The organism is Stenotrophomonas genospecies 3 (genome assembly GCF_054473855.1).
The window spans coordinates 136,679-150,858 of record NZ_JBTMUR010000008.1; the positions used below are offsets into that span (position 1 = coordinate 136,679).

At 60.8% G+C, this 14,180-nt stretch carries 12 protein-coding genes; 8 read left to right on the forward strand and 4 right to left on the reverse strand.

Going from position 1 to position 14,180, the window contains the following annotated elements; genetic code table 11:
- Position 1: 1 nt before the first annotated feature.
- The 4 genes from ACX9OT_RS12415 to amaB form a co-directional block, all read right to left on the reverse strand.
- Positions 2-772, reverse strand: a complete 771-nt coding sequence (locus ACX9OT_RS12415; RefSeq protein ID WP_459002330.1) for a class I SAM-dependent methyltransferase — start codon at positions 770-772, stop codon at positions 2-4.
- Between the two features lie 5 nt (positions 773-777).
- Positions 778-1,062 (reverse strand): DUF4190 domain-containing protein, encoded by a 285-nt coding sequence (locus ACX9OT_RS12420; RefSeq protein ID WP_010484694.1) that lies wholly within the window; start codon positions 1,060-1,062, stop codon positions 778-780.
- A 301-nt stretch (positions 1,063-1,363) separates the two neighbouring features.
- Positions 1,364-2,173 carry an SDR family NAD(P)-dependent oxidoreductase gene (locus ACX9OT_RS12425; protein WP_459002332.1) on the reverse strand — a complete coding sequence of 270 codons (810 nt, stop codon included), beginning with the start codon at positions 2,171-2,173 and terminating at the stop codon, positions 1,364-1,366.
- Between the two features lie 40 nt (positions 2,174-2,213).
- Positions 2,214-3,746, reverse strand: coding sequence for an L-piperidine-6-carboxylate dehydrogenase (gene amaB / locus ACX9OT_RS12430; RefSeq protein ID WP_164079693.1), 1,533 nt, complete (start codon positions 3,744-3,746; stop codon positions 2,214-2,216).
- A 520-nt stretch (positions 3,747-4,266) separates the two neighbouring features.
- On the opposite strand from amaB, the gene ACX9OT_RS12435 reads away from it, so the two are divergent.
- From ACX9OT_RS12435 to ACX9OT_RS12470, 8 genes are all read left to right on the forward strand, one after another.
- Positions 4,267-5,634 (forward strand): undecaprenyl-phosphate glucose phosphotransferase, encoded by a 1,368-nt coding sequence (locus ACX9OT_RS12435; protein WP_428993342.1) that lies wholly within the window; start codon positions 4,267-4,269, stop codon positions 5,632-5,634.
- A 152-nt stretch (positions 5,635-5,786) separates the two neighbouring features.
- Entirely contained in the window at positions 5,787-6,221 is a 435-nt protein-coding gene (locus ACX9OT_RS12440) for a low molecular weight protein-tyrosine-phosphatase (RefSeq protein WP_459002335.1), read from the forward strand.
- 48 nt (positions 6,222-6,269) lie between these two features.
- Entirely contained in the window at positions 6,270-8,477 is a 2,208-nt protein-coding gene (locus ACX9OT_RS12445; RefSeq protein WP_459002337.1) for a polysaccharide biosynthesis tyrosine autokinase, read from the forward strand.
- A 117-nt stretch (positions 8,478-8,594) separates the two neighbouring features.
- Positions 8,595-9,815, forward strand: coding sequence for an oligosaccharide flippase family protein (locus ACX9OT_RS12450; RefSeq protein WP_459002339.1), 1,221 nt, complete (start codon positions 8,595-8,597; stop codon positions 9,813-9,815).
- Between the two features lie 5 nt (positions 9,816-9,820).
- Positions 9,821-11,089 carry a hypothetical protein gene (locus ACX9OT_RS12455; protein WP_459002341.1) on the forward strand — a complete coding sequence of 423 codons (1,269 nt, stop codon included), beginning with the start codon at positions 9,821-9,823 and terminating at the stop codon, positions 11,087-11,089.
- An 86-nt stretch (positions 11,090-11,175) separates the two neighbouring features.
- Positions 11,176-12,099, forward strand: coding sequence for a glycosyltransferase family protein (locus ACX9OT_RS12460; RefSeq protein ID WP_293794790.1), 924 nt, complete (start codon positions 11,176-11,178; stop codon positions 12,097-12,099).
- Positions 12,092-13,030, forward strand: coding sequence for a glycosyltransferase family 2 protein (locus ACX9OT_RS12465; protein WP_293794792.1), 939 nt, complete (start codon positions 12,092-12,094; stop codon positions 13,028-13,030). The genes ACX9OT_RS12460 and ACX9OT_RS12465 overlap by 8 nt, the downstream gene beginning before the upstream one ends.
- Entirely contained in the window at positions 13,027-14,139 is a 1,113-nt protein-coding gene (locus ACX9OT_RS12470; RefSeq protein WP_459002343.1) for a DUF1972 domain-containing protein, read from the forward strand. The genes ACX9OT_RS12465 and ACX9OT_RS12470 overlap by 4 nt, the downstream gene beginning before the upstream one ends.
- Positions 14,140-14,180 lie beyond the last annotated feature (41 nt).

Consider the following 14,180-nt stretch of genomic DNA (forward strand, 5'->3'; position numbering starts at 1 on the left):
TTCAGTCCAGCGTGCCGAGGAAGGCTCGGGTTCGATATTCAAAAGCAACCTGGTCGTCGACCGCGTGGGCGGCGAACAGGTCCTGCAAAGCGTCGATCATCGGCGCGTGGCGCGGATGACCGGCTTGCGGGGCATAGGAGGAGGACAGCAGGCGCCCGCGCAGGGCATCGAAGTCCAGATGCTGTACGTTTGGCAGCTCGACCATGCCGCGCAGGCCGGGGCCGAACCAGGCCTGCATGGTGGCATCGTCCTGGTAGCGCTCGGCCACGGCGGAGTAGTCGGTGCCGTAATCCAGCAGCAGCTGTTCGTAGCCGACCAGGAACGGACTGGCATCGAGCAGGCGCGAATTCCAGTAGATCAATGCCAGGCCACCCGGGCGCAGGATGCGCTGCCACTCGGCGCGCACCGCCACGGTGTCGAACCAGTGGAAGGCCTGCGCGACACTGACCAGATCGATGCTGGCGTCGTCCAGTGTGGTGGCCTCGGCGCGGCCGTCGACCGCGCGGAACTGCGGGTACTGCGGTGCCAGCCACTGTTCTGCGGCGGCGCGCATGGCGGCGTTGGGTTCAACAGCGACTACCGGATGGCCGCTGGCCAGGAACTGGCGGCTGGAAATACCGGTCCCGGCGCCGATGTCGGCGACCAGCGCCTCGCGGCTGACGCCCATCGGGCCGTGCAGCCATTCCAGCAGCGCGGGTGGGTAATCGGGCCGGTAGCGGACGTAATCGGCGACGCGGCTGCTGAAGCGTTCAGTGCTGTCGGAAGCGGTCATGGCAGTCAGTTCGACATCGCAGCGAGCCAGGCCAGGCCGCCGAAGAACAGGATGAAGACCAGGATGGCGGCGATCACCGCGCCGACCATCACCCAGCCCAGTACCAGACCGGTGACGGCCAGGCCATCGCCTTCCAGTTCATGCGGGCGGCGGCGGATCTCGGCGCGGGCCATGTGGCCGGTGATGATGGCCACGATGCTGGCCACGAAGGGCAGGACGGTCCAGCTGGCGATGCCCATGACCAGGCTGACCACGGCCAGGGCGCTTGTCTGTCGGGGTGCCACGCTCATCGGGGTCCTCCTTGGCAGTGTGCACATGATAGTGCCTCTGCCCGGGCAATCCCATGCCCGGCGGATGCGATGGTGGGCGTCGACCTTGGCAGACGAAGGGCATTCCAGCCAGGTGGGCGTCGACCTTGGTCGACGAAAGGCATGCCAGCCACGGTAGGCGTCGACCTTGGTCGACGAAAGGCATTCCAGCCGTGGTAGGCGTCGACCTTGGTCGACGAAAGGCATTCCAGCTGTGGTAGACGTCGACCTTGGTCGACGAAAGGCATGCCAACCAAGGTTGGCAGCTACCGGAGTGCCGGTGTCAGCCCATCAACACCTGGCCACCATCCACGTTGAGCACATGGCCGGTGATCCAGCGCGCCAGCGGCGAGCACAGGAACAGGGCGGCATCGGCAATCTCACGCGGGTGGCCGAAGCGACCGAACGGAATCTTCGCCAGCGTACCGTGGTACAGGGCGGGATCTTCGGTGCGGCGGCGGTCCCAGAGGCCGTCATCGAACTCGATCGAGCCCGGTGCGATGGCATTGACCCGAATCCGGTCCTTGGCCAGCGCGAGGGCCTGCGAGGTGGTGTAGTGCGACAGCGCGGCCTTGGCGGCGGCGTAGGGTGCGCCACCGGGGCGCGGCTGCTGCGCGGCGATCGAAGAGAGATTGAGAATGCAGGCGTCACTGGACGCGCGCAGCCAAGGCAGGGCCAGGCGCGAGGCCCTAACGGCGGCCATCAAATCGATCTGCAGGCTGGCCGCCCAGCCATCCTCGTCGTCGGCCATGCCATAGCCGGTGGCGTTGTTGACCAGCACATCGATGCCACCGAGTGCATCGGCGGCGGCCTGCAGCCAGGCCTGGATCTGGCCTGGGTCGGCCAGATCGGCGGAAAACGTGTGCAGTTCGAAGCCCTGCGCCCGTGCATCGGCACGCAGGGCATCCAGGCCCGCCTGGCCGCGGGCGCAGACCGAGACCTGCGCACCAGCGCCGGCAAACGCCAGCGCCATTTCACGGCCAATGCCCTTGCTGCCGCCGGCGATCAGCACGCGGCGGCCGGTGAAATCAATCACCGGCTTGCCAGCCTGAAGAGCCGAGCCATGCTCGGCTGCATTTCCTGCGGTGTTCATGGCGCATCCTGCCGAGCATGGCTCGGCACTACAGATAGCGTTACAGGTCGAACTTGATGCCCTGCGCCAGCGGCAGCGAATCCGAGTAGTTGATGGTGTTGGTCTGGCGACGCATGTAGACCTTCCACGCATCCGAGCCGGACTCGCGGCCACCGCCGGTGTCCTTCTCGCCACCGAAGGCACCGCCGATCTCCGCACCGGACGTGCCGATGTTGATGTTGGCGATGCCGCAGTCGCTGCCGGCCGCCGACAGGAACTTCTCGGCGGTCTTCAGGTTCTGGGTGAAGATCGAGGACGACAGGCCCTGCGGCACGCCGTTCTGCATGTCGATGGCTTCGTCGATGGTGTCGTACGGCATCACGTACAGGATCGGCGCGAAGGTCTCATGCTGGACCACGGCGTCGCTGTTCTTCAGGCCCGAGACGATCGCCGGCAGCACGAAGTTGCCAGCGCGGTCGATGCGGGTGCCGCCGGTTTCGATGGTGCCGCCGGCCGCCTTGGCCTGGGCGATGGCATCGAGGAACTGCTGCACGGCGCCATCGCTGTTCAGCGGGCCCATCAGGTTGGCGGCATCGGTCGGGTCGCCGATCTTGCCTTCGACCTGCTTGTAGGCCTTGACCAGCGTGGCCAGCACGTCGGCATAGATCGAGCGGTGCACGATCAGGCGGCGGGTGGTGGTGCAGCGCTGGCCGGCGGTACCGACCGCGCCGAACACGATGCCCGGCACGGCCAGCTTCAGGTCGGCGGTTTCGTCCAGGATGATGGCGTTGTTGCCACCCAGCTCCAGCAGGCAGCGGCCGAGGCGGCGCGCGACCTTTTCGTTGACGGTGCGGCCGACCTGGGTCGAGCCCGTGAAGCTGATCAGCGGCACGCGGCGGTCATCGACCATCTTTTCCGACAGCGCGGTGCCGGCATCGTTGATCAGGAAGAAGATGTCCGGGAAGCCGGCTTCGCGCAGGGCGTCGTTGCAGATCTTCAGCGAGGCGATGGCGGTCAGCGGCGTCTTGTTGGACGGCTTCCAGATGCACACGTCGCCGCAGATGGCGGCCAGGAACGAGTTCCAGCTCCACACCGCGACCGGGAAGTTGAAGGCCGAGATGATGCCGACCAGGCCCAGCGGGTGGTACTGCTCGTACATGCGGTGGCCGGGGCGCTCGGAATGCATGGTGTAGCCGTACAGCATGCGGCTCTGGCCCACGGCGAAATCGGCGATGTCGATCATCTCCTGCACTTCGCCATCGCCTTCCGGCTTGCTCTTGCCCATTTCCAGGGCGACCAGCGAACCCAGCGCGTCCTTGTGCTTGCGCAGCGCTTCACCGCACAGGCGCACGGCTTCACCGCGGCGCGGTGCCGGCGTGGTGCGCCAGACCTTGAAAGCTTCCTGGGCGCGGGCGACGACGGTCTCGTACTCGGCCTCGGTGGTCGCGCGGACCTGCGCGATCGGCTCGCCGGTGGTCGGGTTGACCGGGGTGATCAGCTCACCGCTGGTCGCGCTCGACCACTCCCCGTTGCCCAGGTACGTGCCAGCGTTGATCGCGTCCAGGCCAAGGGACTTGAGCAGCTCGGAAGACATGCAGACTCCTGTGTTTCGTTACGTTGTTTGGCGCCATCGCGGGCAGGTGGGGGACGCGATGAACAGAACCGCCGATGGTAGCAGAGGGAGGTTGCTGGGCTTTGGTGCGGTGCGGGGTGGGGTGAGCTCGAGACTGTCAATTTGCCGACATGCGATCCGGACGTGGATGGATGATTTCGACGCAAAATGACGCACATTGACTCATTGTGACACATATGAAATTCACAATAATTCTAGGGACTTACGTAACTTCCTGACGATAACTTCAGTCAGTCCCCGACTTGACGTTCCTATCTTTTGCTTCGGACTTCATTCACAATCCCTCCACATTTAATTGACGCAGCCTCGATATTTCCGTGCTGGGTGGGGAGTCCATGCACGTGACCGCGGACGCTCCGGCGTCCGGTCGAGCAGGTATTGGAGAAGTGCTTTGCTACATGGATCAGTAGAAGACCTCCCCGCAGCGCGGGCCCGGGCAGGCCGCCGCCGCGTCGAAGCCCGGGCGGCCCTTGAGTTGGGGTTGCGCCTGGGCGATCTGTTGCTGCTGCCGGGCATGGCGGTGCTCTCCCACATCGTGTTGTATGGCGCGGCTGCGCCGGATTCTTCCCAGCGAATCGTGTTTGGCGCGGTGATTCTCAGTGCCATCGTCTGCTTCTCCGTTGCGCCGCTGTATCGGAACTGGCGGATGCGTGGGTTGCTTGCCGATCTCTGGCTGCTGCTGTTGGCGTGGTCTGCCACCTTCGCGTTGTTCTCGCTCTACGTCGTCCTGGTCGGACTTGCCGATGCGGTCCCCTCTACCTGGCTGATTGGCTGGTATGCCTTTGGCCTGGGCTCAATGGCTGCATTGCGCGTATTGCTGAGGGTGCAGTTGCACCGCCTGCGCTCGCGCGGGATGGACCATGAGCGGATCCTGCTGGTCGGACTGCGGGCCCCTGCTTTGAGGTTGCATCGCCTGCTGCGTGGAAAGCCAGAGCTTGGCAAGGACGTCATCGGCTATTTCGCCAGTGCGGGCGATATCGCCACCCGTCGCGGTGGGGACGCGCCGTGCCGGCTGGGGCGGCTGGAAGACGTTCCGCAGTACATGGATCAGCACCGCGGCGAATTCGACCAGGTCTGGGTGTCGATGCCGATGGGGCACGCGGCCGCGATCAAGGACATGCTCAAGCAGATCGAGCGATTTCCGGTGCCGGTGCGCCTGATTCCCGATACCACGGGTTTGGGGGCGCTTAATCCGGGCGTGCACCAGGTGGGTGATGTGCCGATGATCGGCGTACGTCAAGGCTTGGTGGATCATCGATTCCGCGTGTTCAAGCGGGTCGAGGACATTGTCGTCGCGGGTGCAGCGGTGATCCTGCTGGCGCCGTTGTTTGCCGTGCTGGCCATTGGCGTGAAGCTGAGTTCGCCGGGGCCGGTGCTTTTCCGGCAGAAGCGTCACGGACTGGGCGGCAAGGAATTCTGGATGCTCAAGTTCCGCTCCATGCGTGTGCATGCAGAGGGCGCGGGGCAGATCACCCAGGCAACGCGCGGTGATCCGCGCGTGACGCGGTTTGGCGCCTTCCTGCGCCGCAGCAGCCTGGACGAGCTGCCGCAGTTCTTCAATGTGCTGGGTGGGAACATGTCCGTGGTGGGGCCGCGACCGCACGCGATCCAGCACAACAACCACTACGAGCGGGTGATCGAGCGCTACATGCACCGCCACTACGTCAAGCCGGGAATCACAGGCTGGGCGCAGGTGCACGGATTGCGTGGCGAGACCCCGGAGCTGCGCTCGATGAAGAAGCGCGTGCAGTACGACATCGACTACATCCGACGCTGGAGCCCGACGCTGGACGTGCGGATCATTGCGCTGACAGCATTGAAGGTGCTGGGTCAGAAATCGGCGTACTAGGGTGATCGATTTCTGGAACTGCGACGTAATTCCATGAATCTGTTGGCGATTTCATCGCCTGTAGTGTGCTTGTAAGGTATGCTGTGCGGCTGCCGCCGGCCCCGGATGTTCTGGTCGCGTGCGCTGCAAGGAATGCCACAGGATCCAGGTCAGTGTTCAAGAACGTTCTTTTTGTATGTGTCGGCAACATCTGCCGCAGTCCCTCCGCAGAAGTGATGCTGCGCCAGGCAGTCGAAGGTAAGGGGATCCAGGTGTCCTCCGCTGGTCTCGGTGCGTTGGTTGGGCATAGCATTGATGCCACGGCGCAGGAGTTGCTGGTGGAGCAGGGCATGGATGGCCTGGCCCATCGCGCGCGCCAGATCGATGACGCCATCCTGGGAGCCGCTGATCTGGTGCTGACCATGGAGCGCAAGCACGTGCGCCGCATCGCCGAGATCGCGCCGCAGGCGTCCGGGAAAACCTTCCTGCTGGGAAAATGGCAGCAGGATCGGGAGATTCCCGATCCATACCGCCAGCAACGCCCGGCGTTCGAGCATGTCTACAAGTTGATGGCCGAGGGTGTGGAGAGCTGGGCGCGTCATCTTTGATGATGTTTCACATCATTTGACTTTTGCTTCTAACGATCAGAACTGAATATGACTAGTGATACGCGCAGCTCGCGCCCTGAAGAAGGTGAGGATTTTGATCTTCGGCAGATGCTTGGCACGCTGCTTGACAATAAGTGGTGGATCGCTGGGATCACATGCTCGCTCGTTGTGGTGACAGCGGCATATGCATTGCTAGCAACTCCGATCTATCGCGCCGACGCAATTGTCCAGGTTGAGCCGAAGGCTCCCTCGATTCCGGGCCTCAACGACCTGAGCCAATCTCTAGGCATGGGGACTGCTGAATCCACGACGGAAATCGCGCTGCTGCGCTCACGCACCGTCATTGGAACTGCAGTTCAGAAGCTTGGTCTGCAAGTCGAGGTCAAGCCGCGCAGGTTCCCAGTTGTCGGCGGCTACCTTGCACGTCGTCACGAAGCGGATGAGCCCGAAACGCTTGCCTCCACCGTACTGGGCATGTCCAGCTATGGCTGGGGTGGTGAAGATCTGAAGATCTACCGGCTTGAGGTTCCAGACAAGCTCGTTGCAAAGGAGCTGACACTGGTCGCAGGTGAAGAGGGGGCCTTCACTCTGCTTGATGACGATGGAGATGTTCTCATTGCCGGGCGCGTTGGCGACACGCTGAATGAGCATGGCGTCCTGATGCAGGTCGAGCAGTTGCGTGCCGTGCCGGGTGCGCGCTTCTCCGTGGTCAAGCATCGGTTGCAGGCCGTGGTCGGTGATCTTCAGGAGGCATTGATGATCGGCGAGGCCGGGAAGGATTCCGGTATCCTGAAGCTTGCCTACGATAATGCAGATCCTGGGCTTGCCCGATCGTTCTTGCAGGAAGTTGCGCAAGCTTATGTGCGACAGAATGTCGACAGGAACTCTGCCGAGGCTTCCGCGCAGCTTGAGTTCGTCAACAAACAGTTGCCCGTCATCCGTCAGCAGGTGGATGCCGCGCAGAAGTCCCTGAGCGCCTACCAGACCCGTGCCAATTCCGTGGATCTGACGTTGCAGACCAAAGGACTTCTCGAGCAGGAAGTGGCGGTCGAGACCAGCATTCAACAGCTTCGCCTCGAGCGGGCTGAGATGGATCGGAAGTTCACGAAGGATCACCCTGCCTACCAATCGCTCATGAAGCAGATTGGCGATCTGGAATCGCGCAAGGCAGGCTTCCAGGGGCAGGTCAAGCAATTGCCGGAGGCACAGCAGGAGCTTCTTCGTCTCACGCGTGACCTGCAGGTCAGCAATGAGATGTATACGGCCATGCTGAACCAGGCGCAGCAACTGGATGTTGCCAAGGCAGGTACCGTAGGCAACGTCCGAATCGTCGATCCGTCCGACGTTGATGCAACCACGCCGGTAAAGCCTCGTCGTGGGCTTCTGGTCCTTATCGGCCTGGTCCTTGGTCTTGCGCTTTCTGTTGCATTCGTGATTCTGCGTCAGTTCCTGCGCCGGGGAGTGGAGGATCCGGCTGAGATCGAGGATATCGGCCTGCCGGTGTACGCCTCGATCCCGGTGAGCGTCAGTCAGCGGAACGACTCCGTTCGAGGCAACTTCAAGGGAGATGGGAGGATGCATCTTCTCTCCATCCGTGAACCTGCAGATCTCGCCATTGAGGCCATGAGGAGTCTCAGAACGAGTCTTCACTTTGCGAGGCTCGAGGCGAAGAACAACGTCTTGCTGATCTCCGGTGCAAGCCCCAAGGCGGGCAAGACCTTCGTTTCGTCAAACCTTGCGGCGGTCATCGCCCAGACTGGCCAACGGGTGCTTGTCGTCGATGCTGACATGCGCAAGGGAACCCTCCATCGTGCATTTGGCGTAACGCAGGCGCCAGGCCTTCCGGATTTGCTCGTGGGGCGCGCTGAGCTTTCCGATGTCATTCGCCCGATCGAGGGGGTTGACGGACTTGACTTCATTCCTCGGGGCAATGTTCCGCCAAACCCATCAGAACTCTTGATGCACGAGAACTTTACCCGGTTCATTGCAGGGGTTTCTGGTGCGTACGACATCGTCATCATCGATACGCCGCCTATCCTCGCCGTGACCGACGCTGCGATCATGGCGCATCACGCGGGGACTTCGCTTCTGGTTGCCCGCTTTGGGCTCAACCAGAAGAAGGAGCTTGAGTTGGCGCGTCGCCGCTTTGAACAGAATGGGGTAAAGCTGAAGGGCGCAATCTTCAATGCCGTTGAGAAGCGCGCGGTTGGCTACTACAGCTATGGCTACTACGAGTACAAGTCGAACGCCAACTGATGGGTCCGCAGATTCAGGCTTTCCAGTTCCTGAGAAGGTTTTCGGCACTGCTGTTTGGTATCGACGTCGATCATCTCGCCGAATCACCTGGCAGCTGCAGTTCGGGATTGTGAAGGGATGAAAACTCGAACCGCTTGGAGTTCCATCCGCAGACATCGTTTCGTCTACGGCGGGATGATGACGCTTGCCCGGGGGGTGCCAATCTTGGCCCTCCTTGTGGCATCGATTCTGCTTACGGATGACGCATTTGGCCGGATTTCCATCGTTGTGACTGCGCTGGCTACCGCCTCGCTGCTCTCAGACTCTGGAATGGATTCCGCTGCGACGTGGCTGCTTGCCGGCGCGGATGAAGTCGCCAGCCCGGGCCAGACTCTCTCTGCGCTGATTGTGTTGAGAGTCTGCGTATCGATTGCCGCGGTGGTCGCACTCGTCGCGCCGCAGGCTGGTGCATTGGCGGGAGGCGGATCGGGTCTTGTGCTGGTACTGACCTGCTCGCTAGCCGCAGCGGCTATGGCGTACTGCTCTGCCGTCAGGATTTCGCTGAGGATTGAAGGCTCTGGTGAAGTCGCGGCGCTTCTGCGGGAGAAGCTTGTTGGTGGAGGGCTCTTCCTGCTGTCGCTGCTGTCGCTAGGTGGCAGTCTCGCTGACCACGTCTGGATCTATCCTGCGACATGTCTACTTGGCTGCCTCACCACTCTCCTGGGGCGCAGGCTTGGGCTCGTAGCGTTCGCTTTAGGCGATACGCTCAAGTTGCTTAGGTCGGCGGCGCCCTTCATGGTGACCACGATCTGCGCAGCGGTGGTGTGGAGACTTCCAGTCTTCATGTTGGGTGCTGCAGGCAACTATGAGGCTGCAGGGTTCCTTGCTCTTGCCAGTTATCCCATTCTGCTCCTCAGCAGCATCTCGGTACTGTCGGCGCCACTGCTGTTCCTTCGTAGGGCACAGGATGCCCGCCCGGGGGGGGACTTCAGGTCGACGGTCGCGATGGGAGCGGCATGCGCCGTTGCCATCTGGCTGGGCTATGCCGCAGTAAAAATCTCTGGCCTGCCAGTCCCGGTCGATGGGAGAGTGCTGATGGTGCTGGCGTTCTTCGCACCGGTCCTGGTTCCTCTGTGGATGAACCCGCAGCTGTCCACGTGGCTCCGACTTCATGTGTCACTCTGGGTGCCCACCCTTCCAGCTTTGTTGGGCGCGGTGGTTGGTGTAGCCGTGGTTTCGGCTTTCCTCAGCAGTGCGCTGTCTGCCGTGGTCGGAATTCTCGCCGCGGAGTATGCCTCGCTCGCCTTCTACCTGGTTCTCAGAGGGCGGCAGATGAAGAATGATGCAGGAAAGGTGTAAGGGTTATGTTTGAAACGGACAAGCCTTATCTCATTGCCCTGCATCTTTTGGTAACGGTGCTTGCCGCGCTGCTGTGCTTTTCCGTGCAGGGCCGTCGCAACTATGGGCTTCCGTACCCGCTAACTCCTGCCTCGATCGGCATCATTTCTATTGTAGTCGGCTCGCTCGCGGCTCATCTCCTGGTAGGTGATGACTACTTGGAGTATCTCTTCCTGTGGGGGCTGCAGGTTTGCGGTGTGCTGGCAGGACTGATTGTGGCAAAGCAGCTTCGTCCCGGTGGCCGCCCTATATGGATCCTGCCACGGCGCCTGTCGATGCTCTGCTGGTTGACCCTTGCTGCCAGCGTCGTGTCTGCCTTGGTGTTCTTCGCTATCCAGGGCGTACCTTTCCTTGGTGGGGACGTCGAGCAGGGACGAGTCGACGCGGCGGTTTCCGGAACCGGCTATCTGCGTCTCATGGCGTACATGAGCATCCCCGCATCTTCCCTGCTGGTTGCACTGAGAAGGCGCTTTGGCTGGTTGAGTGCAGGGATTGCCTTCCTTATCATCGTTGGCTTGGCAAACCGCAGCCCGTTGCTGTATCTGATCTGTCCCATCGCGCTGGCGGCATGGGCGTATGGACTCTACAAGCTCACCGGCATGAGGGTCCTGGCAGGTGGCATCGCCCTAGTTCTCATGGTGGCCGCAATTGGCGGATATCGCGTGGTCAGTCAAGAGGCGTTCTACGATTACGCTGAGTACAGCGAGGATCTGGCTGCCGGGAACTATGTCGGCGTGGCACTGACGGCCCTGACCCACTATGCAGGCGTTGTTCCAAGCAATGCAGTGCTGACCAAGCACCTGATTGATTCGGGCCAGATGAACCTCAAATTTGGTGAGACCTATTTCACGCTGTTTATCTCAGCGTTGCCTGGCGAGCAGCTTTCGCTTGATCGCGAAATCAAGGAGCTTTCCGGCAAGAATTTCATTGGTGGCGGCACACCACCCACGTTGATGGGCGAGGGATATGCGAACTTCTGGTACTTCGGTACCTTCTTCAGTAGCTTCTTGCTGATTCTCGCCTTGTGTGCGGTGGCTGGCAGATTCTCGACCGCAGTCAAGGAGTCGGACGGTGATGCGAAGGCGGTAGCTGCCTGCATCTACGGCTTCTTCGTATGCTGGGCAATCATGGCGCAGGTGGCCGGCTTGGCTGGTGCCAGTACCTTCCCGGTTGCTGCCGCAATCTTCTATGTATTTGCGTGGCGCGCTTGCAGTCGTGGAATGGGATACAGGTAATGGATGCACATATTGATTCGATTGCATGGGCAATCCAGTCCCCATGTCGGAAGGTTGAGACTCGGCCTGCGCGTCTGGTGCATGAGTTGTCTTTGCTGAACGTGGTTGCGAGGCCAGTAGCTCATCAGTTTCACGGTCGGGGCGAGACTTCGGAGCGCAACGAGAACAGGGGGCGCTGGTATCCGAAGCCCCGAGCCGGTGCCGGAAATGTTGCAGTATTGTCTCCGGTGTTCCAGGGCTGGTCTCGGGAAGACGTGGTCTGGGCCGACTTCTATGACGACTGGTCGATAGCGCCGGATATCAATCTCTGGCACAGGCTCCTGGCGTCCATGACTTACTCTCGTATCCGGAAGGGCGGGGCGAGGGGATTGACGGTCACCTGCAATACGCCCTATATGGCGGCGAGGCTGGGACTGGGTCCGGAGTCGATAGTTCCCAATGGCGTCGATTGCAACTTGGCCTGCTTGCCGGCGGGCGGCGATGACCGCAGGCGACTTATTGTCCTTGGCCATCTGTTCAAGGGCCGGACAGATCTGGAGCTCCTTCGTTCTGCGCTTCTCGAGTGGCCGTTCGATGACATCGTGATCGGGGCACCGGGCACGGATCCAGCGATACTCGGTATTCTGGAAGCATCGATTTCAGCCAATCGACCGGTCAGGACATTTGGCTGGTTGTCATCGGAAGAGCTCGCCACGATGACTGGTGCCAGGACCGTGGGCCTTGTTCCGCATGTTGTCACCGACTACACGCTCAGCCAGGATCTGATGAAGGTCTACCAGCTGCTCTCGCTCGGTATCAAGGTGGTTTGTCCGCGCCTTCTCTGGCCCAATGGTATTGACGACTCGATGGCCTTTCTCCACGGCATCGGAAGCGACCCTGGCGCGATAGGCGATTGGAACAATTCCATGTCCATCTCCACCGGCTGGCGATTGGATTTCGTGGCCAGAAACTCCTGGAAGTCACGGGCTAGCAGGGTTGCACAGCTAATTGCTCAGGGATCGTATGATTGATATCTCACTCGTTGTATTCAGGCCGAGCCTGCCCGATCTGCAGCGAACGCTGCATTCTCTCGCGGCGGTCCGGAATGAATTCGGGAAGCTATGGATTCTGATTTCCGGAAGATCTGCGCTCCTTGACTCCGTGTTGGCGATGATCGACGACGTTGGTCTCGGTCAGTCGGTTAATGTTGAACATCGCTTCGACAATCTGGGATTTGCTTCCGGGCACAACAGGTTGCTGAAACGGGCATTCTCGGCTGGCGCAGCGCGTGTACTGGTGCTCAATCCGGATGTTCTTTTGGACCCGGGTGCGATTTCGGCGTTGTCGGCTGTAGTTGAAGGGCAGGCTGAGAATTGCCTGTATGGCCCCGCACTTGCGCGGATTGATGACGATTCAAGTTCGGTTGCGCTGGTCGATAGTCTTGGAATTGCATGGTCCCGCTCTGGTCGACACTTTGATATCGATCAGGGCCGGCCGCTGCCTCGGCTCGATGGATCTGTGTCCGACGTCTGCGGCGTTACCGGCGCCTGCATGCTTGTTTCGGCCAGAGGGTTTGACGCGATCGTTAGCGCCACGGGATATTTCTTCGACGATACCTTCCTTGCGTATCGTGAAGACGCGGAACTCTGTGTGCGCGCGAGCAAGGTCGGCGTCGGTAGCCGGTCGGTGATGCTTCCGGGGTTCGGTCATGTCCGTTCGGTCCGGGGTTTTCAAAGGGGTAAGGTGATTCCTGATCTGCTGGGTGTAAGAAATCGCTTCCTGATGAAGTGGCGATTGGGAAGGCATCGTCCCGGAAATGTGGTGCTGGCGGGCTTTCGTGATGTTCTGGTGATTGTTGCTGTATTGCTTGGAGAGAGAAGTAGCATGCCTGGTCTGAAAGAGTCTTTTGCAATCAGGCGATATTCCGTGGCGACGTCTATGGTGCGGAGAGCAAGCGTATGAAGACGTTACGGATTCTTGGCATTCGTGGCGTGCCTGCCACGCATGGCGGGTTTGAGACGTTTGCCGAACACCTATCAAAGTATCTCGTCGATCGCGGCTGGCGGGTTGTGGTGTACTGCCAGAAGGAAGGTGCTGGGCAGTCGTACAACGGCAGTTGGGAAGGCGTTGAGCTTGTGAACATTCCCGTTTCCGGTGATGGTGCGCTGGCTACGGTGAAGTTCGATCTGCGTTCTACGATTCACGCGTCGGAGTTCAAGAACGATCTCTGCCTGATTCTTGGCTACAACACAGCGTCTTTCGCCGCGATTCTGCGCGCGCGCGGTGTCAGGACCGTTATGAACATGGACGGCATCGAATGGTCTCGCGCCAAGTGGGGAATCATGGCGAAGTCGTGGCTATGGCTCAACGAACGCGCCGGCTGCCATATATGCCACGCGCTCGTAGCGGATCATCCGGAAATCGCCACGCACCTGCAGACGCGGGCGCCGGCGAAGAAGATCACAACCATTGCCTATGGTGCCAAGGAGGTAGTGGAGGCGGATCGTTCTCTGCTGGATCCGTTCAATGTTGTACCTCACCAATTCGCTACCGTAATTGCTCGGCCAGAGCCAGAGAACTCGTTGCTTGAGATCGTCCAGGCCTACTCGCGGGCCCGGCGTGGCATGCCGCTGATCGTGCTCGGGAAGTATGACCACGGCTCTGCGTACCATCGCTCGGTGATTGCAGCTGCAAGTTCGGAGGTCCGCTTCGTTGGAGCGGTCTATGACAAAAATGTGGTGCAGGCGCTTCGTTACTTCTCTTCGTTCTACCTGCACGGCCACCAAGTAGGCGGTACCAATCCCTCATTGGTGGAGGCAATGGGTGCGGGCAACGCAATCCTCGCTCACGACAATAGATTCAACAGATGGGTTGCGGGGAGTGGGGCTCTCTACTTCAATGATGTTGAAGAGCTGAGTGGCCATATCTCGACAGTTCTTGAAAAGCCTTCCGAGCGGGACAGGCTGAGCCAGGAAAGCAAGGCCAGATTCTCGGCGGAGTTCACTTGGGACTTCATCCTGGCCAAGTACGAAACGTTGCTATCCGCGTCGTCAAGTGCCGCCAACGAGTGATGTCCGTTGATGGCATGACTGCCGCCGCCCCCCCTTCAGCG

Bases quoted from the DNA above. Each gene is read 5' to 3' on its own strand.
- ACX9OT_RS12415 (WP_459002330.1), bottom strand. From the start codon at position 772: ATGACCGCTTCCGACAGCACTGAACGCTTCAGCAGCCGCGTCGCCGAT.
- ACX9OT_RS12420 (WP_010484694.1), bottom strand. From the start codon at position 1,062: ATGAGCGTGGCACCCCGACAGACAAGCGCCCTGGCCGTGGTCAGCCTG.
- ACX9OT_RS12425 (WP_459002332.1), bottom strand. From the start codon at position 2,173: ATGAACACCGCAGGAAATGCAGCCGAGCATGGCTCGGCTCTTCAGGCT.
- amaB (WP_164079693.1), bottom strand. From the start codon at position 3,746: ATGTCTTCCGAGCTGCTCAAGTCCCTTGGCCTGGACGCGATCAACGCT.
- ACX9OT_RS12445 (WP_459002337.1), top strand. From the start codon at position 6,270: ATGACTAGTGATACGCGCAGCTCGCGCCCTGAAGAAGGTGAGGATTTT.
- ACX9OT_RS12450 (WP_459002339.1), top strand. From the start codon at position 8,595: ATGAAAACTCGAACCGCTTGGAGTTCCATCCGCAGACATCGTTTCGTC.
- ACX9OT_RS12455 (WP_459002341.1), top strand. From the start codon at position 9,821: ATGTTTGAAACGGACAAGCCTTATCTCATTGCCCTGCATCTTTTGGTA.
- ACX9OT_RS12465 (WP_293794792.1), top strand. From the start codon at position 12,092: ATGATTGATATCTCACTCGTTGTATTCAGGCCGAGCCTGCCCGATCTG.
- ACX9OT_RS12470 (WP_459002343.1), top strand. From the start codon at position 13,027: ATGAAGACGTTACGGATTCTTGGCATTCGTGGCGTGCCTGCCACGCAT.